Genomic DNA, 18,616 nt, shown 5'->3' with positions numbered 1-18,616 from the left:
GAGCCGGTGCAGCAGTACCTCGACCTCCTCCGCCGCATCCTCGACGAGGGCGTCGAGAAGGGCGACCGCACGGGCACCGGCACGCGGTCGGTCTTCGGCCACCAGATGCGCTTCGACCTCGCCGAGGGCTTTCCCCTCGTGACCACCAAGAAGGTCCACACCCGGTCGGTCTTCGCCGAGCTGCTGTGGTTCCTGCGCGGTGACACCAACGTCACGTGGCTCCAGGACCGCGGCGTGACGATCTGGGACGAGTGGGCCGACGCCGACGGCGACCTCGGCCCGGTGTACGGCGCCCAGTGGCGCTCGTGGCCGACGCCCGACGGCGGCCACGTCGACCAGCTGGCGCAGGTGGTCGAGCAGATCCGCCGCGACCCCGACTCGCGCCGCCACATCGTCTCGGCGTGGAACGTCGCCGACATCCCGCGGATGGCGCTCGCGCCCTGCCACACGATGTTCCAGTTCTACGTCGTCCCCGGGCTCGACGGCGGGCCCGGACGGCTGAGCTGCCAGCTCTACCAGCGCTCCGCCGACGTGTTCCTCGGCGTGCCGTTCAACATCGCCTCCTACGCCCTGCTGACCCACATGGTCGCCCAGGTGACCGGGCTCGAGGTCGGCGACTTCGTGCACACGCTCGGCGATGCGCACCTCTACCTCAACCACCTCGAGCAGGCGCAGCTGCAGCTGACCCGCGAGCCGCGGCCGCTGCCGACGCTGTGGCTCGACCCGGCGGTCACCCAGCTCGACGCCTTCGACCTCGAGCACGTCGACGTCAAGGGCTACGACCCGCACCCCGGGATCAAGGCCCCCATTGCCGTCTGACGAGGTCTCGACGAGCTCGACCACCGGGAAGGTCGTCCTCGTCGTCGCCGTCGCGGACAACGGCGTGATCGGGGCCGACGGCGACCTGCCGTGGCGGCTGCCGCCCGACCTCGCGCACTTCAAGCGCACGACCATGGGCCACGTGCTGGTGATGGGCCGCAAGACCTTCGAGTCCATCGGCCGGCCGCTGCCCGGGCGCACCACCGTGGTCGTGACCCGGCAGCCCTCGTGGTCGGCCGACGGCGTCCTGACCGCGGGCTCCCTGGGCGAGGCCCTGACCGTGGGCGCCGGGCACGAGGGCGACGTCATGGTGGTGGGCGGCGGCGAGGTCTACGCCCAGGCGCTCGACCTCGCCGACGAGGTGGTCCTCACCGAGGTGCACCTCTCACCCGAGGGCGACGCCCACTTCCCGGCCCTCGACCCGGCCGCCTGGCGGGAGGTCGCCCGCGAGGCCCACGAGCACGAGGGGACCGCGTTCGACTTCGTCAGGCTCGTCCGGGCCTGAGGACCGGCGACGACCGGGACGTCACCAGCGGCACCGTCGCGGTCGGGGGGCGGGGAGCCGATAACCTGGCCCCATGACCTCCGTCGAGGCCCCCTACGGGCGCATGCTCACCGCGATGGCCACGGCGTTCGCGGATGACGGCTCGGTGGACCTCGAGGGCACCGCCGCGATCGCCGCCCACCTCGTCGACCACGGCAACGACGGCGTCGTCGTCTCCGGCACCACCGGGGAGTCGCCCACCACCACCACCGAGGAGGACGGGCTCATCCTCCGGGCGGTCAAGGACGCCGTCGGCGACCGGGCCACGATCATCGCCGGGGTCGGCACCAACTCCACGCCCCACTCCGTCGAGCTCACCCAGCAGGCCGCCAAGATCGGCGTGGACGCGGTGCTCCTCGTGACGCCCTACTACTCCAAGCCGGGCCAGGCCGGGGTCCTGCACCACTTCCGCACGGTCGCCGAGTCCGCCGACCTGCCGGTGATGCTCTACGACGTCCCGGGGCGTACGGCGACCCGCATCGGCCTCGAGACCTACGAGCAGGCCGCGCGCATCACCAACATCACCTCGACCAAGGACGCCACCGGCGACGTCACCCAGGTGCCGCTGCTGACCGAGCTGGGCTACTCCGTCTACTCCGGCGACGACGCCATGACCCTCGGCTTCCTGGCCCACGGAGCGTGCGGGCTGGTGTCGGTGGTCGGTCACGCGGCCGGTCGTGAGCTCGCCTCGATGATCGACGCCTTCCTCTCCGGCGACCACGCCGGCGCCCTGGCGACGTACACCCGCCTCATCCCTGCCTTCACCGCGGTCATGGGGGTGCCCAACTACGGCGCCACCACCGCCAAGGCCGCGCTCGAGCTGCTGGGCGTCCTGCCCAACCGCCACGTGCGCGGTCCGCTCGTGCCCCTGACCGACGAGGAGGTCGCGGCCCTCCGCGAGGGCCTCTCCGCGTCGGGCCTCATCTGACCCCCTAGGAACCCGTGTCCCACCACTTCCCGGAGCTCACCCCTGCAGGACCCCTGGCCGACGACGCGCTGCGCGTGATCCCGCTGGGCGGTCTCGGCGAGGTCGGGCGCAACATGACCGTCTTCGAGCACGCCGGCCGGCTGCTGATCGTCGACTGCGGCGTCCTCTTCCCCGAGGAGAACCACCCCGGCGTCGACCTGATCCTCCCCGACTGGTCCTCGATCCGTGACCGGCTCGACGAGGTCGAGGCGCTCGTCCTGACCCACGGTCACGAGGACCACATCGGCGCGACGCCCTACCTCCTGCGCGAGCGGCCCGACATCCCGCTGGTCGGCTCCAAGCTGACGCTGGCGCTGCTGCGCTCCAAGCTGCAGGAGCACCGGCTCAAGGAGACCGCGCAGCACGTCGTGGCCGAGGGCGACCGGATCTCGTTCGGGCCCTTCGACCTCGAGTTCGTCGCGGTCAACCACTCGATCCCCGACGCGCTCGCCGTCGCGATCCGCACGCCGGCCGGCATGGTGCTGCACACCGGCGACTTCAAGATGGACCAGCTGCCGCTCGACGGCCGCATCACCGACCTGCGCGCGTTCGCCCGGCTGGGGGAGGAGGGCGTCGACCTCTTCCTCACCGACTCCACCAACGCCGAGGTCCCCGGCTTCACCACCTCGGAGATCGAGATCGGGCCGGCCATCGACCGGGTCTTCCAGCGCAGCCAGGGCCGCATCATCGCCGCCTGCTTCGCCTCCCACGTGCACCGCGTGCAGCAGATCCTCGACGCCGCGGTCGAGCACAAGCGCAAGGTCGCCTACGTCGGCCGCTCGATGATCCGCAACATGAACATCGCGCGCGACCTGGGCTACCTCACCGTCCCCGCGGACACGCTGGTGGACAGCAAGGAGATCTCCAACTACGCCCCCGAGCGCACCGTGCTGATCTCGACCGGCTCCCAGGGCGAGCCGATGTCGGCGCTGGCCCGGATCGCGCAGCGCAACCACAACTTCGTGCACATCGAGGAGGGCGACACCGTCCTGCTCGCCTCCTCGCTGATCCCGGGCAACGAGAACGCCGTCTACCGCGTGATCAACGGACTCGCCCGCTGCGGCGCGACCGTGGTGCACAAGGGCAACGCGCTCGTGCACGTCTCGGGCCACGCCAGCGCCGGCGAGCTGCTCTACTGCTACAACATCGTGCGCCCCAAGAACGTCCTGCCCGTGCACGGCGAGATCCGCCACATGCAGGCCAACGCGGCGCTCGCCCGCGCGACCGGCATCCCGGCCGAGCACGTCGTGGTCGCCGAGGACGGCGTCGTGGTCGACCTGGTCGACGGCAAGGTCGAGATCGCCGGCAAGGTGCCGTGCGGCTACGTCTTCGTCGACGGCGGCTCGGTCGGCGACGTCACCGAGTCCCTGCTCAAGGACCGCCGGATCCTCGGCGAGGAGGGCTTCATCTCGGTCATCGTCGTGGTCGACCTCAACGACGCCAAGGTGATCACCGGCCCCGAGATCCACGCCCGCGGCTTCGGCGAGGACGAGAAGACCTTCGAGGAGATCCGCCCCGACATCATCGCGGCGCTCGAGGCCGCCCTGCGCGAGGGCGTCGACGACAGCTACCAGCTGCAGCAGACCATCCGGCGGGTGATCGGTCGCTGGGTCGGCAACCGCCTGCGCCGTCGCCCGATGATCATCCCGGTGGTCGTCGAGGCCTGATCACGCCTCGGGCTTGCGGACCGCGTCGATCACGAGCGTGGACAGGCTCGGGCAGGTCTCGCGGTGCTGCCACGCGATCTCGCCCACCTGGTTGCGGACGGCCCGGTGGTCCGGGTCGTGCTCGTGCTCGTTGAGGTAGCCGATCAGCGCGTCGGCCAGCGGGGTCTCGATCTCGCGGCTGTCCCAGGCCAGCGTCCTCACCCGCGCGAGCACGGGGTCCGGGCCGGGCAGCTGCGGCTGCGTGGGCGTGGGGGGCACGGACCGCCTCGGCGAGGCCGCCCCGACCACCGAGACCACGACGACGACCCCGATCGCGAGCACGGCCAGCAGGAGCAGCAGCTCGATCGCACCGAACGCCATCACGGCCGCCCCACCTCCTCCTGGCACCGAGTCGCGCGTACTCCGGCGTACGTGCTGCTCCCAGTATGGATTCACCACGCGTACGTCGGAGTACGCCGGGCCGGGCCGGGCGCGCCGGGCCGCCGGGCTCACACCGTCAGGTGGGGGACCTCCGACTCGACGTGGCGCCTGGGCCCCGCCTCGGCCAGCAGCATCGCGGCGAGGACGATCGAGCCGCCCACGAGCAGCCGGCCGGTCAGCGACTCGCCGCCGATGAGGATCCCGAACAGCGAGGCGAAGACCGGCTCGGTGCACATGATGATCGCCGCGCGGGTCGGAGGCAGGTGGGCCTGGGCCCAGGTCTGGGCAGCGAGCGCGAGGCCGGCGGCGAAGACCGCCATGTAGACCACCTGGAGCCACACGCCCGTCGAGGAGGGCAGCGTGATCCCTCCCGGGGCGCCGAAGGCGAGGCCCAGCACCGCGATCACCGCCAGCTGCACCACCGAGATGCGCACCGCCTCCGCCGGGGTCGACCACGCCCCGAGGGCCACGATGTGCAGGGCGTAGAGCACGGCCCCCACGAGCGTGATGCCCTCCCCGAACCCGAGCGCGACGCCGCGGAGGCTGAGGACGGCGATCCCCACCGCGGCCAGGGGTACGGCGGCCCAGGTGACGGCCGGGAGCCGCTCGCGCAGCAGCAGGGCGGCCAGCAGGGGGGTGCACACGACGTACATCCCGGTGACGAACCCGGACACGCTGGCCGCGGTGTGCTGGAGCCCCACGGTCTGGGCGACCTGCGCCACGCCGTAGAGCAGGCCGAGCACGACCCCGCGGCGGAGCGTGGCGCCGGTGAGGCCGCGCAGCGACCGGGGGAACAGCACGGCCACCACGACCGCGGCGAGCAGGAACCGGACCCCGAGGAAGTCCATCACCGGCACCTCGGCGACGACGTCCTTGGTCATCGCGAACGTCGACCCCCAGACGGCCGTCACGGCGAGGAGGAGCAGCGTCGCGGTGAGGGAGTCGCGGCGCTCGGGGGCGCCGCCCATCAGACGATGTGGAGGGTGACGGTGCTGCCCTTGGGTGCGCTGTCGCCGCCGCCGGGGCTCTGGCGGACGACGCGGTCCCAGCCGATGTAGAGGTCGGTCTTGACCACCTTGACCTGGAAGCCGAGGTCCTGGAGCGTCTTGGTGGCGTCCTCGACGGACTGGGTGGCCAGGCGCGGGACCTCGACCATCACCGGACCCTTGCTGACCACGAGCCGGATGACGTCGTCACGGAAGCCCTTGCCGGAGCTGGGGGTCTGGGCGATGACGCGTCCCTCGGGCACGGTGTCGCTGTTCTCGTCGGAGACGTCGACCTTGAAGCCCTTCTCGCCGAGCACGGACTGCGCGCGCTCGGCGTCCTTGCCGGTGAAGTCGGGGATGCGGATCGGCTTGGGGCCCTTGCTGACGGTCACCGACACGGCCGCGCCGGGCGGCTGCTCGACGCCGAAGCCGGGGGACGCGCGCACGACCAGGCCCTCGGGCACGGTCTCGTTGAACACCTGGGTGACGTCGCCGAGGGTGAGGTTGCTGTCCTGCAGCAGCTGCGTGGCCTTCTCGAGCGTCTTGCCGTGCAGGCGTGGGACGGTGTAGCGCTCGGGCCCCTTGGAGACCACGGCCTCCACGGTGCCGCCCTGGACGATGCGGTGCCCGCCGCCCGGGTCGGTGCTGATCACCGAGCCCGCCGTGACCGTCTCGGAGAACGCCCGCGAGGAGACCTTCCACTCCAGCCCGGCGTCGCGGACCTTGGCGGCCGCGCGGGCCTCGGGGAGGTTGAGGACGCCGGGGGTGCTGGTGAAGCGGCCCATGCCGAGCCACCAGCCCGCGACGGCGACGAGGACCACGAGGGCGAGCACGCCGACGAACAGCACCAGGCCGCGACGGTTGCGGCGCGGGCGGGGCCGGCGCCTCGGGCCGTCGCCGGGCGGGCCGGGCGGGGGAGTGCGGGGGCCGGGGACGCTGCCGGTCGCGCCCGGCGGGGTGTACGGCGCGGGGCCGGGCGGGCGCGCCGCCGCGGCCGTGACGGCGGCGGCCGTGCTGCGGTGCTCCGCACCGGCGGCGACCGCGGCGAGCGCGGCGTCGTGGTCGATGACCGTGGTGTGCTCCTCGTCGAGCGGGGTCACCACCGTCGGGGTGTCGTCGACGTAGTCGATGCTCGAGGTGTCCACGCCCAGCGCGCGGGGCAGGAAGTCGGCGGCCAGCTCGGGGTCGTGCCGGACCCCGGCGTCGAGGGCCGCGCGGGCACGGCGCACGAACAGCAGGAAGACGCGGGCGTCGCGCGGGCGCCGGTCGGGGTCGCGCGCGGTGGAGGAGAGGACCAGCGCGTCGACGAAGTCGGGGATGCGCTGGGCGGTGTGCTCCGAGGGCGGCGGGATGTCCTCGTGGACGTGCTTCCACGCGACCTGGATCGCGCCGTCGCCCTCGTGGGGCTTGCGGCCGGTCAGCAGCTCGAAGAGCACGATGCCGGCGGCGTAGACGTCGGCGCGCGGGTCGACGTGCTTCTGCTGGATCGCCTCGGGCGCGAGGTAGGAGACCGAGCCGATCACCAGGCCGCCGGTGCGGGTGTGCTGGGTGTCGGCGCCGAACGCCCGGGCCAGGCCGAAGTCGGCGACCTTGACCTGGCCGGAGGAGGAGATCAGGACGTTCTCGGGCTTGATGTCGCGGTGCATGATGCCCTGCGCGTGCGCGGCCTCCAGCGCCATCAGCACCTGCTCGAGCAGGGCGAGCGCCCGCTCGGGACGCATCGGCGACTCGTCGCGCACCACCTGGCGCAGCGTGGTGCCGCGCACCTGCTCCATCACGATGAACAGCCGGCCGTCGCTGTCGCCCTGGTCGGTGACCGAGACCACGTTGGGGTGCGAGATGCGCGCCGCGGACCGCGCCTCGCGCACGAACCGCTGCGCGAAGGCCGGGTCGTCGCCGAGCGTGTCGTGCATGACCTTGACGGCCACGTCGCGCTCGAGCCGCAGGTCGTGGGCCTCGTAGACCGTCGCCATGCCGCCGCGGTCGATCGGGGCGACGATGCGGTATCTGCCGTCCAGGAGACGCCCGAGGAGCGGGTCGGCGTCTCGAGGCACGGGCGGCGTCCTTCGCTGGGGCGGGAGGGGTCCTTTCGATTCTAGGTCGGTGCGTCCGCAGGGCCGTCCTCAGGCGTGCCCCGGCGTGGCGCGGCCGCGGTCCGTCGTACGACGACCACCGGCGCGGCATGCTGGCGCCATGACCCTCCACGGTGAGTACGCCCCCAGCAGCCAGCAGTGGGTCCGCGACCAGGTCGCGGCCTACGAGGCCTCCGACGGCAAGGAGGCCAACACCCTGCGCGACACCGGCTACCCGATCGTCGTGATCACCTCGGTCGGGCACGGCAGCGGCAAGCTGCGCAAGAACCCCGTCATGCGGGTCGAGCGCGACGGGAAGTACGTCGCGATCGCCAGCAAGGGCGGCGCCCCCGACGACCCGACCTGGGCCGACAACTTCCGCCACCACCCCGAGGTGGACCTCCAGGACGGGCCGGTCAAGAAGTCCTACACCGTGCGCGAGCTGGAGGACGGGCCGGAGCGCGACGAGTGGTGGCAGTACTCCGTGCAGACCTGGGGCACCTACGCCGACTACCAGGAGAAGACCGACCGGCTCATCCCGGTCTTCCTGCTCGAGCCCCAGGACTGAGGGTGGGCGACGTCGAGCTCGCGGGCTGGACCCGCGGGCAGCACACGTACGCCGGCACGACGCACCCGACGTACCGCCGGGGCAGCGGGCCGGGCGTCGTGGTGATCCACGAGATCCCCGGCATCACGCCCCAGGTGAAGCGCTTCGCCGAGGAGCTGGTCGAGGCCGGCTACACCGTGGTGATGCCGCACCTGTTCGGCACGCCTGGCCGGTCGATCTCGCTGGGGTCGGTGGCCTCGGCGATGCGGCAGGTCTGCGTGAGCCGGGAGTTCACCAAGCTCGCGCTGCGCGAGACCACCCCGGTCGCCGGGTGGTTGCGGTCGCTGGCGCGCGAGCTGCACGCCGAGCTCGGCGGGCCGGGCGTCGGGGCGATCGGCATGTGCTTCACCGGCGGGTTCGCCCTGGCGATGATGGTCGACGACGCGATCGCCGCGCCCGTCGTGGCCCAGCCCTCGGCGCCGTTCATCGGGCTCCCCGGTCGTGCCGCCGACCTCAACCTGTCGCCCGAGGACCTCGCGCGGGTCAAGGAGCGGGCGGCGGCAGGGTGCCAGGTGCTGGGGCTGCGGTTCGAGGGCGACCCGATGGTCGGCAAGCGCTTCGACACCCTGCGCCGCGAGCTGGGGCCGAACTTCCTCGCCGTCGAGCTGCCCGGCCGGGAGCACTCGACCGTGACCACCCACTGCAAGCAGGAGTTCGTCGACGCCGTCATGGGGTTCTTCGGGGAGCGCCTCCAGCGATGAGACAGGCCTGACGTTTCGCGGCACGGGGGTGCTGGCAACCTTGGAGGCATGAGTGACGACAGCCTCCTCGCGAAGCCCGACGCCGAGCCGTTCGCGAACCAGCCGGACCCGCAGGACCAGCGCACGCGCGACGTGGGGTCGCTCGTCGGGGACTGGCTCTCCTGGTCCGAGGCCGCCGAGGCGATGGGGCTCTCGGTCAGCAAGGTCCGCCAGCTGATCAAGGAGGGCCAGCTCGCCGCGCTCGTGCCCGAGCCGGGCGCCGGCCAGAAGATCCCCGCGGCGTTCCTCGACGGTCGCGAGATCGTCAAGGGCGTGCCCGGGCTGCTGACCGTGCTGCACGACGCGGGGTTCACCGACCACGAGATCATCGAGTGGGTCTTCACCGCCGACCCCACGCTGCCCGGGCGCCCGATCGACGCGCTGCGGGAGAACCGCGGGTCGGAGGTCAAGCGGCGGGCCCAGTCCATGGGCTTCTGACCCCTCGCACGGCCTTTCACGCGCCTCGCCCCGGGTCTATGGTCGGGGCACAGGCCCGTGGGGTCCGCCCCCGGGCGCCGAGTGAGGCGAACGAGGAGACGAGCATGAGCGGACTGGCCGCCCTCCTGGCAGGTCACACACCCCCCGACGTCTACCAGTGGCACAACGCGGCCCACGTCGAGGACGTGCAGCACGCCGTCGAGCACGCCGGCTGGACCTTCCGCCACCTCGACGGCTGGACCCTCGAGGACCGCGACGCCTTCACCAAGGCGCTGTGCGCGGCCGTCGAGTCCCCGGACGCCGACTCCCTCGACCAGATCTCGCTGGAGAGCGGGGGAGGCAACGGCACCGTCCTGCTGTGGGACGGCTGGAGCCCCCTGGCCCGGCACGACGAGCCGTGCTTCCAGGAGGCGCTCGGCATCCTGAGCCGGCGCACGCAGGGGGAGGGCGGCGCGTTCGCGGTGGTCCTGCGCGGAGAGGGCCCCCCGCTCGACCTCGAGGAGCTCCCGGTCAAGCACTGACCCGGGGGCTCCACCGTCCGTCGGCGGGGCCGGTCAGACCGCGCGCTGGGTCGCGGCCCTGGCCAGGTCGGTCAGGCGCCCGCGGGCCTCGTCGGTGAACGGTCCGTCGGCCAGGGCGCGCAGCGCGTCGGCGGTCAGCCCCTCGATGCGCTTCTCCACCTGGGCGGGCGCCCCGGTGCGCTCGATGAGCCGTTGGAGCCGCGTGACCTCCTCGTCGGCCAGCGGCCGGCCGAGCGCGTCGTCGAGCCGCCGCGCGTCCTCGGGGTCGGCGCCCTCGAGCGCGAGCGCCACGAGCACGGTGCGCTTGCCCTCGGCCAGGTCGTCGCCGGCCGGCTTGCCCGTCTCCTCGGGGTCGCCGAAGACGCCCAGCAGGTCGTCCCGCAGCTGGAACGCCTCACCCAACGGGACGCCGTACGCCGTGAGGGCGGTGTGGACCGCCTCGTCGCCGCCGGCGAGGGCCGCGCCCACGTGCAGCGGTCGCTCGACGGAGTACTTCGCCGACTTGTAGCGCAGGACCCGCATCGCCTGGTCGACGTCGGACTCGCCCCGCGCCTGCACCGAGACGTCGAGGAACTGGCCGGTGACCACCTCGGTGCGGGTCAGGTCGAAGACCCGCAGGGCGTCGAGCACGCGCGCGCCCTCGAGCCCGCAGCCGCGCAGCAGCTCGTCGGCCCAGGACAGGAGCAGGTCGCCGAGCAGGATCGCGGCCGCGGCGCCGTACTGCTCCGGCTGGCCGGGCCACCCCGCCTCACGCGCCTCGGCCTCGAACGCCTTGTGCGCCGCCGGGTGGCCGCGGCGGGTGTCGGAGGCGTCCATGAAGTCGTCGTGGACCAGGGCGGAGGCATGCAGCAGCTCCAGCGACGCGGTCGCGCGGAGCAGCCCGCGGGTCTCGGCGTCGTCGGCCGGCGGGCGCACCGCGCGGAAGCCCCAGTGGCAGAACATCGCCCGGAAGCGCTTGCCGCCGTGGACCGCGGCCGAGGCCGCGTCGGTCAGCCGGCGGGCGTCCGGGCCGAGGTCCACCAGGGCCTCGGCCTGGGCGGAGACGAAGGTGTCGAGCACGTCCTGCACGTCGGCGCGGAAGCGGGCGTCGTCCCAGGGTTCGGCGGTCACCGCGCGAGCGTATCCCTGCCCCGTAACGTCTACCGACATGGAGACCGACCCTCGCGACCCGGCCGCCCCGGCCCGTGCGGCCGTCAAGCCGGGCCCCCGGGTGCCCGAGCTGCTCGCCCAGGGACTGTCGTTCTCCTTCGAGTTCTTCCCTCCCCGCGACGAGGCTGGGACGGTCGCGCTGTGGGAGACCCTGCGCTCGCTGGAGCGGCTGCAGCCGACGTTCGTGTCGGTGACGTACGGCGCCGGCGGCTCCACGCGTGACCGCACGATCGGCATCACGCGCAAGATCGCCGTCGAGACGACGATGGTGCCGATGGCGCACCTGACCTGCGTCGGCCACACGCGCGAGGAGATGACGCAGGTCGTGCGCGACCTCGCCGGCGCCGGCATCCGCAACGTCCTGGCGCTGCGCGGCGACCCCGAGGCCGGACCCGGCACACCCTGGGTCACCGCGCCCGGCGGCCTGACCTACGCCAGCCAGCTGGTCGCGCTGGTGCGCCGGCTCGGTGACTTCTCCGTCGGCGTCGCCGCGTTCCCGCTGGGCCACCGGGAGGCCGCCACGCTCGACGACGACGTCGCGGTGCTGCTGGCCAAGCAGTCCGCCGGCGCCGAGTTCGCGATCACGGAGATGTTCTTCCAGGCCTCGGACTACGCCTCCCTCGTGGAGCGCGCCCACGCCGCCGGCGTGACGATCCCGATCGTCCCGGGCATCATGCCGATCACCAGCCTGCGCCAGGTGACCCGCATGGCCGAGCTCTCCGGGCGCGAGGTGCCCGCCTCGGTGGTCAGCCGGATCGCCGAGCAGGAGGGCGACGCCGAGGCGGTGCGCCGCGCCGGCATCGCGGTCGCCTCCGAGCTGTGCGAGTCGCTGCTCTCCGACGGGGCGCCGGGGCTGCACTTCTACACGCTCAACAAGTCCAAGGCGACCAGCGAGATCTACGCCAACCTCCGCCTCCCCGTGGGCTAGGCAGGACGTCTCGCGCGAGCCTCAGGCGGGCCCGATCGCGTCGGCGACCACGGCTGCGGTGAGCCCGACGAACGGGACCCAGCCGCCGCCCCCGGTGTGGGCCCCGGCGGCGTAGACCCCGGGCAGCGGGGTCTCGACCGAGAGCCGGTCGGTGACGGTCGCCCGGCCCTGCCACAGGACGCCCGCGGGCGAGCCGGACCACTGCTCGACGAGCTGGCGGGGGGACAGGTCCACCCGTGTCTCGACCAGGTCGCGCAGGTCGATGCGCTTGCGGGCCAGGGCCATGACCAGGTCCTCCGAGAGCTTGCCGCGACCGATCAGGGTCCAGGCCGACTTGCCGGCCGGGGCGCGGCCGTCGGTGCGCACGCTGATGACGTACTCGTCGTGGACGACGATCTCGTGCGGCATGTCGGGCACCTCCTGGGCGAGCCCGACGTGGCAGACCGCCGGGGGGAGGGCGGGCATCGAGCGGTCCACGTGCTCGCGCAGCGCGGGCAGGCGGCGGGGGTCGACGGCGACCACGACCTTGTCGCAGTCGACCGTGCCGCTCGTGGTCTCGACGGCCTGCGGGCCCTGCGGACCCATCGCGAGGTCCTTGGCGGTCGTGCCGGTCATCACCGCGACGCCGCGCTCCCCGAGCCGCTTGGTCAGCAGCTCGGCGAGGCGGCCGAAGCCGCCGGGGAACGTCCAGGTGCCGAAGGTCTGCTCGACGTAGTCGAGGATCCCGAACCACGCCGGCACGTTGCGCGGGTCGTGACCGCCCTGCACGGCGTGGTGCCAGGCCAGGGTCTGCAGCCGCTTGTCCTTGAAGGCGCGGGTGACCGCCTTGTGCATCATCAGCCGGCTGCGGAGCAGGTCCTGGGTCTCCCTCGACGCGCCGGTGGGGGACCAGGGGCGCTCGAGGTAGTCGCGTCGGAGCAGGTCCCAGCGCTCGGCCTGGCTGTGGACGTAGTCGGCCCACTGGCGGCCGGTGCCGGCCCCCAGGCCCTCGTCGATCGCCTGGATCTGCTCGCTGCGGCTGCCCGAGGGCAGGACGACCCGGGTGCCGTCGACGAACCGGTGCTCGCGCATCGGCTGCACCGGCACGAGGTCGAGCTCGCGCTCCAGCGGCCGGCCGGACTTGCGGAACAGGTCGCGCAGCACGGCCGGGAGCGCGGTCGTGGCCGGGCCGGTGTCCCACTCGAAGCCGTCCTGGCGCGTCACCCCGATCGCCCCGCCGAGGCTCGGGAGCGCCTCGACGAGCGTCACCTCGTGCCCGAGCTTGGCCAGCCGGGCGGCGCTGGCGCAGCCGCCGAGCCCACCGCCGACGACGGCGACGCGTGCCACCTCAGCCCACCTCGATCTCGCGCGCGCCGGTGAGCGCGAGCAGCTCGTCGTACGTCGTGCTGAAGACGGCGGCCGGGTGCCCGGCGGCGGCCCAGAGCTCGGGGTAGTCGCGCAGGGCCCGGTCGAGGTAGGTCGGCACCGGTGAGGGGTGGGCCAGGGGGGAGACGCCACCGATCACCTGGCCGGTGTGCTCACGGACGAACTCGGGGGTGGCGCGCTTCAGGGGCGGGAGGCCCTGCTCGGCGGCGACCTTGGCGGTGTCGACGCGGTGGCGACCGCTGGTGAGGACCAGGACGGGGGACCCGGCGGCGTCGAACAGCAGGCTGTTGGCGATGGCGCCGACCTCGCAGCCCAGCGCTTCCGCGGCCAGCGCGGCGGTGTGGACCGAGGAGGGCAGCACGACGACGCGTCCGGTCCCGCCGGCCTCGGCGAGCGCGGCGCGGAACGCGGTGATCGAGGCGTGCTCGCGGGCGCCGGCGCCGTCCTCGGCAGAACTGTCGGTGGTCCCCGGTGGAGTGGGGGACGTGGAGGGGCCGGGGCTCGAGGGGTTCGACGGGTTCACGGTCCTCCACAGCTCTCGACTCGGGGTTGACGCCACGTGAGAGCGGCGACTACCTTGACGATCGTTCGAACACTTGTTCGAACACCTGGCGGGGGTGACCTCGACCCCCACCCCCGCCACGCACCCTCTCACGCTCAGGTGAGCGAGGGGAGCGTGCGCAGCAGTCGGGGTCGGACGGGTCGAGGACAACAGGCAGGGACACGCGGCGAGCCCGCCGGTGTCCGGAGGGCACGCACGATCCGTGGAGGTTGGGGATGCGCAGGTACGACGACCCGGTGGAGGTCCGCCGGGGCATGGTGAGGGGAGCCCAGGGACCCGTGGAGGGCCCTGAGCAGTTCCTGTGGCGGGGCCGGCTGTGGAAGGTCGCCGACGTGCTCTCCCGCTGGGTGGAGACCGGGCCGTGGTGGCAGTCCGCGGAGGCCGACGCCGCCCGCGGCACGGACGAGGGCCGCCGGGCCGGCGAGGCCACCACGGTCATCCCGGCCCCTGACCCGGCCACCGACCCGCTCGCCGAGCGCGAGGTCTGGCGGGTCGAGGCGGCCGCCGGACGCAACGCCACCCGCGAGGGCCGCGGTGTCTTCGACCTGGTCTTCGACTGGGCCGACGGCACCTGGCTGCTCGCCCGGTGCGTGGACTGAGGCCCGCCCGATGACGACGACGACGAGGTCGACGACTGCGCCGACCGGTCCCACCGTGCTCCCGCCGGGCCCGACCGACCCGTTCGCGGTGCCGGCGGCCAGCTTCGCCTACCTCGAGCGCTCCGCCCGGGCGCTGAGCGAGGCGATCACCGTGGGTGACGTGGGACTGCGCTACGCCCACGCCCACATGGCAGCCCTGCGGGCGACCGCGGCGATGCTGGCGGCCCGTGCCCGTCCCGACGTGCAGCCCCGGCGGCGCCGCCCGCAGCGCAACGCCTGGGTCCTGCTGGCCGAGGTGGCCCCCGAGCTCGCCGAGTGGGCGGCGTTCTTCTCCCAGGGCGCGGCCAAGCGGGCCGCGGCGGCCTCGGGGGCCCGTGGCGCGGTGACCGAGCGCGAGGCCGACGACCTGGTGCGGGAGGCCGACCGGTTCCTCGCGATCGTGGAGGAGTCGCTGGGCCTGGCCCCCCACCGGCCCTGCGTCGACCGGCTCGCCCGGCTCGGCTAGCGCGGTGGGCGACCCGTTCGTCCACCTCCACGTCGCGTCCGGCTACTCCCTCCAGCACGGGGCCTCGCTGCCCGACGTGCTGGTCGGTCGCGCCGCGGAGCACGAGATGGACACGCTCGCACTGACCGACCGTGACGGCGTCTACGGCGCAGTCCGCTTCGTCAAGGCCTGCCAGCGGGCGGGCCTCCGGCCGGTCCTGGGCGTCGACCTGGCCCTCGCCCCCTCGGGACTCCTCCGGCCGGCGAACGGCCCGGGCAGGGGGTCGGGTCGGGACGGTCGCCACGACGGGGACCGGCCGGCCCCGCGTCCCCGCACCCCGGCCCGGGGTGGCGCGACCCGAGACCGCCGGCTCCCGCGAGTCACCTTCCTGGCGGGCAGCAAGCAGGGGTGGGCGGCGATCTGCCGGCTGGTCTCGGCCACCCACCTCCTCGGTGACCGCGGCGACCCGGTGTGCAGCCTCGACCTGGTGGCCGAGCACGCCGCCGGCCGCGACGTGGTGGCGCTGCTCGGTCCCGCGTCCGAGGTCGGGCTCGCCGCCACCGCTCGCCGCGGCGACCACGCCCGAGCGGTGCTGCGACGCTGGCGCGACCTGTTCGACCCCGCCGACCTGGCCGTCGAGGTGGTCAACCACCGCGTCGGCGGGTCCGGTGCCGGTGCCGCGCTCCATGCCGCCTGGATGGCGCGGGCCGCGCGCGCCGAGGGGCTGCCCGCGGTGGTGAGCAACCTGGTCCGTCACGCCGACCGCCGCGACGCGGTCGTGACCGACGTGCTCGACGCCGCCCGTCGGCTGGTGCCGCTCGACCTGCGCCACCTCGACCGGCGCAACGCCGAGGGCTACCTCAAGTCCGGCAAGGAGATGGCGGTCGCCGTCGAGGAGGTCGGCCGGTTCGGTGGCCTGGACGGCCGGGAGTGCCGCGCGCTGACCGCCCGCACACGGGTGCTCGCCGACCGGTGCGCGCTCGACCCCCGGCGCGACCTCGGCCTCGGGGAGGTCCACTTCCCCGAGCTCGCCCCCGAGGTGACCCGGGGCGGGCTGGTCTCGGCCGACCACGTCCTGCGCGCCAGGTGCGAGGGCGCGGTGGGCCGCCGCTACGGCGACGCGCCCCGCCAACGCATCTGGAAGCGCCTCGACGACGAGCTGCAGCTGATCGCCTCGCTCGGCTACGCCTCCTACTTCCTCACCGTCGCCGACGTCTGCGACCTGGTCCGCGAGCGCGGCATCCGGTCCGCCGCCCGCGGGTCGGGGGCGGGGAGCCTGGTCAACTACCTCCTCGGGGTCTCCGGCGTCGACCCGATCCGGCACGGCCTGCTCATGGAGCGCTTCCTCTCACCGCTGCGGCGCGACCTGCCCGACATCGACCTCGACGTCGAGTCGGCCCGACGCCTGGAGATCTACGAGGCGGTCCTCGACCGCTACGGCGGCGAGCGCTGCGTGAGCGTGTCGATGCGCGAGACCTACCGCGTCCGTCACGCGATCCGTGACGTCGGGGCGGCGCTCGGCCTGCCCGGCGGCGAGCTCGATGCCATCGCCAAGGCGTTCCCGCGCGTCCGGGCGCGCGACGCCCGCGCGGCCCTGCGTGACCTGCCCGAGCTGCGCGCCGCCGGGCTCGGCGAGCAGCGGCTGGGGCTGCTGTTCTCGCTTGCCGAGCGTCTCGACGGCCTGCCCCGCCACATCGCCATGCACCCGTGCGGCGTCCTGCTGTCCGACCACACCCTGCTGGACCGCACGCCCGTCGAGGCCAGCTTCGCCGGCTTCCCGATGAGCCAGTTCGACAAGGACGACGTGGAGGACCTCGGCCTGCTCAAGCTCGACGTGCTCGGCATCCGGATGCAGTCGGCGATGGCCCACGCGGTCGCCGAGGTGCGCCGCGTCGAGGGCGTCGAGATCGACCTGGACGACCCGGCCCAGGTGCCCTTCGACGACCCGGCGACCTTCGAGCTGATCGGCACCGCCCGCACGCTCGGCATCTTCCAGATCGAGTCGCCCGGCCAGCGCGAGCTCGTGGGCAAGTCGGGCCTGGAGACCTTCGGCGAGATCATCGCCGACATCTCGCTGTTCCGGCCCGGCCCGGTCAAGAGCGACATGATCACGCCCTACCTCGAGGCCAAGCACGGCTACCGCCTGCCGACCTACCTCCACGACGACCTGCGCCCGATCCTGCGGGAGACCCGCGGGGTCGTGGTCTACCACGAGCAGGTGATCGAGATCGTCGCCCAGCTCACCGGCTGCGGCTACGCCGAGGCCGACGAGGCGCGCCGGGCGCTCGGCAGCGTCGAGGGCATGGCCGAGGTCCGGACCTGGTTCTTCCCCCGGGCCCTCGGACGCGGCTACGCCCTGACCGTGGTGGAGCAGGTCTGGAGGGTCATCGCGGCCTTCGCGTCCTTCGGGTTCTGCAAGGCCCACGCCGCCGCGTTCGCGCTGCCGACCTACCAGTCGGCCTGGCTCAAGACCCACCACACCGCGGCGTTCCTCGCTGGGGTGCTCACCCACGACCCCGGCATGTACCCCAAACGTCTCCTGCTCGACGACGCCCGCCACTTCGGCATCGCCGTGCTCGGGGTCGACGTCGACCACAGCGAGGCCACCTACACCGTCGTCCGACTCGACGACGGTGACGGCATCCGGGTGCCGCTGGCCGAGGTCAAGGGCATCACCGAGGCCGAGGTCGCGCGCATCGTCGCGGCGCGCCCCTACACCTCCCTCACCGACTTCTGGCAGCGCGCGGGGGTCTCCCGACCGGTGGTGGAGCACCTCGTGGTCGCCGGTGGCTTCGACCGGATCCACCGCATCCGCGACGTGGGCGGCTCGCCAGGCGAGCCACGGGGAGGACAGACCCGCCGCGGCACCGTCACCCGGCGCGACCTGCTGCTGCTGGTCGCCGACCTCGACCGTCACACCCGGGTTCTCCAGCGGGCCGGGTCCGCCCGGGGCGTCTCCGGGCGGCGTCGCGCCCCGGCCGCGGCCTCGCGTCTGGAGCAGGCCGTCGACCGCAACTCCGCCGGCGGGAGCGGGCCCGGGCGCAGCGGCGTGTGGGGCCGGGCGGCGGCGCAGTCCCTCGCCACGCCGCCGCCCGCCCCGGTCGACTCGGTCCAGCTGGCCCTCGACCTCGGCGACGGGCCGGTCGACCTGCTCCACGAGGGCGAGACCAGCGGCCTTCCCGAGATGGACGCCGCCGAGCGGGTGCACGCCGAGCTCGAGGTGCTCGGGCTCGACACCAGTCGTCACGTGGTCGAGCTCTACGACGCGTTCCTCGACGAGCTGGGCGTCGTCCGCTCCCGCGACCTGCTGCGCCCTCGTCGCACCGACCGGCCGATGCTGGTCGCCGGGGTCAAGGTCGCCACCCAGACCCCGCCGATCCGCTCCGGGCGACGGGTCGTCTTCCTCACCCTCGACGACTCCACGGGCCCGGTCGACCTCACCTTCTTCGAGGACGCGCTGGGTCCGTGCGCCACCACCGTCTTCCACTCCTGGCTGCTCGTCGCCCGCGGGGAGCTGCGGCGCACGGGGCGTCGAGGGGTCTCGTTGCGGGCCACGGGCTGCTGGGACCTCACCACCCTGTTCGAGGCCTGGCGCGCCGGCGGCACGGCTGCCGTGCACGCGCTCCTCGACCCAACGGCCGAGCCGGCGAGCGGTGCCGCGGGCGGACAGGCGCCACGCAAGCTGTGGCACTCCTCGCCGGGGAGCAGCGGACGATGAGGACGAGCAGGGCCGTGTCCGGCGCCGGGT

Annotated in this window: 18 protein-coding genes; 12 read left to right on the top strand and 6 right to left on the bottom strand. The window is 73.7% G+C overall.

Annotated elements, in window-relative coordinates; translation table 11 throughout:
• The first annotated feature begins 6 nt into the window (after positions 1–6).
• From J2S63_RS04370 to J2S63_RS04355, 4 genes are all read left to right on the top strand, one after another.
• Positions 7–819 carry a thymidylate synthase gene (locus J2S63_RS04370; protein WP_310299103.1) on the top strand — a complete coding sequence of 271 codons (813 nt, stop codon included), beginning with the start codon at positions 7–9 and terminating at the stop codon, positions 817–819.
• Positions 809–1,324 (top strand): dihydrofolate reductase, encoded by a 516-nt coding sequence (locus J2S63_RS04365; protein ID WP_310299100.1) that lies wholly within the window; start codon positions 809–811, stop codon positions 1,322–1,324. The genes J2S63_RS04370 and J2S63_RS04365 overlap by 11 nt, the downstream gene beginning before the upstream one ends.
• A gap of 73 nt (positions 1,325–1,397) precedes the next feature.
• Positions 1,398–2,291: a 4-hydroxy-tetrahydrodipicolinate synthase gene (gene dapA / locus J2S63_RS04360; RefSeq protein WP_310299098.1), complete on the top strand. Its 894-nt coding sequence runs from the start codon at positions 1,398–1,400 to the stop codon at positions 2,289–2,291.
• 14 nt (positions 2,292–2,305) lie between these two features.
• Positions 2,306–3,997, top strand: coding sequence for a ribonuclease J (locus tag J2S63_RS04355; protein ID WP_310299096.1), 1,692 nt, complete (start codon positions 2,306–2,308; stop codon positions 3,995–3,997).
• Here J2S63_RS04355 and J2S63_RS04350 read toward each other — a convergent pair whose 3' ends face one another.
• From J2S63_RS04350 to pknB, 3 genes are read right to left on the bottom strand one after another with little or no spacing between them, the layout of a single operon-like run.
• Positions 3,998–4,489 carry a hypothetical protein gene (locus J2S63_RS04350; protein WP_310299093.1) on the bottom strand — a complete coding sequence of 164 codons (492 nt, stop codon included), beginning with the start codon at positions 4,487–4,489 and terminating at the stop codon, positions 3,998–4,000. It lies immediately after the preceding gene.
• Positions 4,486–5,385 carry a DMT family transporter gene (locus J2S63_RS04345; protein WP_310299090.1) on the bottom strand — a complete coding sequence of 300 codons (900 nt, stop codon included), beginning with the start codon at positions 5,383–5,385 and terminating at the stop codon, positions 4,486–4,488. The genes J2S63_RS04350 and J2S63_RS04345 overlap by 4 nt, the downstream gene beginning before the upstream one ends.
• Positions 5,385–7,457, bottom strand: coding sequence for a Stk1 family PASTA domain-containing Ser/Thr kinase (gene pknB / locus J2S63_RS04340; RefSeq protein WP_310299087.1), 2,073 nt, complete (start codon positions 7,455–7,457; stop codon positions 5,385–5,387). The genes J2S63_RS04345 and pknB overlap by 1 nt, the downstream gene beginning before the upstream one ends.
• Positions 7,458–7,596: 139 nt before the next feature.
• Between pknB and J2S63_RS04335 the strand changes: the two genes are divergently transcribed.
• From J2S63_RS04335 to J2S63_RS04320, 4 genes are all read left to right on the top strand, one after another.
• On the top strand, positions 7,597–8,043 hold the full coding sequence (locus tag J2S63_RS04335) for a nitroreductase family deazaflavin-dependent oxidoreductase (protein WP_310299084.1): 447 nt from the start codon (positions 7,597–7,599) through the stop codon (positions 8,041–8,043).
• Positions 8,044–8,045: 2 nt separating this feature from the next.
• Entirely contained in the window at positions 8,046–8,783 is a 738-nt protein-coding gene (locus tag J2S63_RS04330; RefSeq protein WP_310299082.1) for a dienelactone hydrolase family protein, read from the top strand.
• A gap of 48 nt (positions 8,784–8,831) precedes the next feature.
• The gene (locus J2S63_RS04325) at positions 8,832–9,260 is read left to right on the top strand and encodes an Rv2175c family DNA-binding protein (RefSeq protein ID WP_310299079.1); all 429 of its coding nucleotides are present in this window, start codon (positions 8,832–8,834) and stop codon (positions 9,258–9,260) included.
• Positions 9,261–9,364: 104 nt separating this feature from the next.
• The gene (locus J2S63_RS04320; RefSeq protein ID WP_310299077.1) at positions 9,365–9,781 is read left to right on the top strand and encodes a hypothetical protein; all 417 of its coding nucleotides are present in this window, start codon (positions 9,365–9,367) and stop codon (positions 9,779–9,781) included.
• A 33-nt stretch (positions 9,782–9,814) separates the two neighbouring features.
• On the opposite strand, the gene J2S63_RS04315 is transcribed toward J2S63_RS04320, so the two are convergent.
• Entirely contained in the window at positions 9,815–10,891 is a 1,077-nt protein-coding gene (locus J2S63_RS04315; protein WP_310299075.1) for a polyprenyl synthetase family protein, read from the bottom strand.
• A 37-nt stretch (positions 10,892–10,928) separates the two neighbouring features.
• Here J2S63_RS04315 and metF point away from each other — a divergent pair, with 37 nt between their 5' ends.
• The gene (metF, locus tag J2S63_RS04310) at positions 10,929–11,858 is read left to right on the top strand and encodes a methylenetetrahydrofolate reductase [NAD(P)H] (RefSeq protein WP_310299074.1); all 930 of its coding nucleotides are present in this window, start codon (positions 10,929–10,931) and stop codon (positions 11,856–11,858) included.
• A gap of 21 nt (positions 11,859–11,879) precedes the next feature.
• Here the strand turns inward: metF and J2S63_RS04305 are convergent, their stop codons facing one another.
• The gene (locus J2S63_RS04305) at positions 11,880–13,184 is read right to left on the bottom strand and encodes a phytoene desaturase family protein (protein ID WP_310299072.1); all 1,305 of its coding nucleotides are present in this window, start codon (positions 13,182–13,184) and stop codon (positions 11,880–11,882) included.
• Position 13,185: 1 nt separating this feature from the next.
• Entirely contained in the window at positions 13,186–13,746 is a 561-nt protein-coding gene (locus J2S63_RS04300) for a YbaK/EbsC family protein (RefSeq protein WP_310299070.1), read from the bottom strand.
• Between the two features lie 254 nt (positions 13,747–14,000).
• Between J2S63_RS04300 and J2S63_RS04295 the strand changes: the two genes are divergently transcribed.
• Genes J2S63_RS04295 through J2S63_RS04285 form a run of 3 tightly spaced genes read left to right on the top strand, consistent with a single transcriptional unit; the run spans position 14,001 to position 18,586 of the window.
• Positions 14,001–14,384, top strand: a complete 384-nt coding sequence (locus J2S63_RS04295) for a DUF6504 family protein (protein ID WP_310299067.1) — start codon at positions 14,001–14,003, stop codon at positions 14,382–14,384.
• A 10-nt stretch (positions 14,385–14,394) separates the two neighbouring features.
• Positions 14,395–14,889, top strand: a complete 495-nt coding sequence (locus J2S63_RS04290) for an SAV_6107 family HEPN domain-containing protein (RefSeq protein ID WP_310299065.1) — start codon at positions 14,395–14,397, stop codon at positions 14,887–14,889.
• 4 nt (positions 14,890–14,893) lie between these two features.
• Positions 14,894–18,586, top strand: coding sequence for a DNA polymerase III subunit alpha (locus J2S63_RS04285; RefSeq protein ID WP_310299062.1), 3,693 nt, complete (start codon positions 14,894–14,896; stop codon positions 18,584–18,586).
• Positions 18,587–18,616 lie beyond the last annotated feature (30 nt).

Origin of the sequence: Nocardioides marmoribigeumensis, assembly GCF_031458325.1 — a bacterium.
Taxonomy (GTDB): Bacteria; Actinomycetota; Actinomycetes; order Propionibacteriales; family Nocardioidaceae; genus Marmoricola_A; species Marmoricola_A marmoribigeumensis.
The sequence above is the reverse complement of the archived record's forward strand: the minus strand, read 5'-3'. Positions and strand labels throughout refer to the sequence as shown.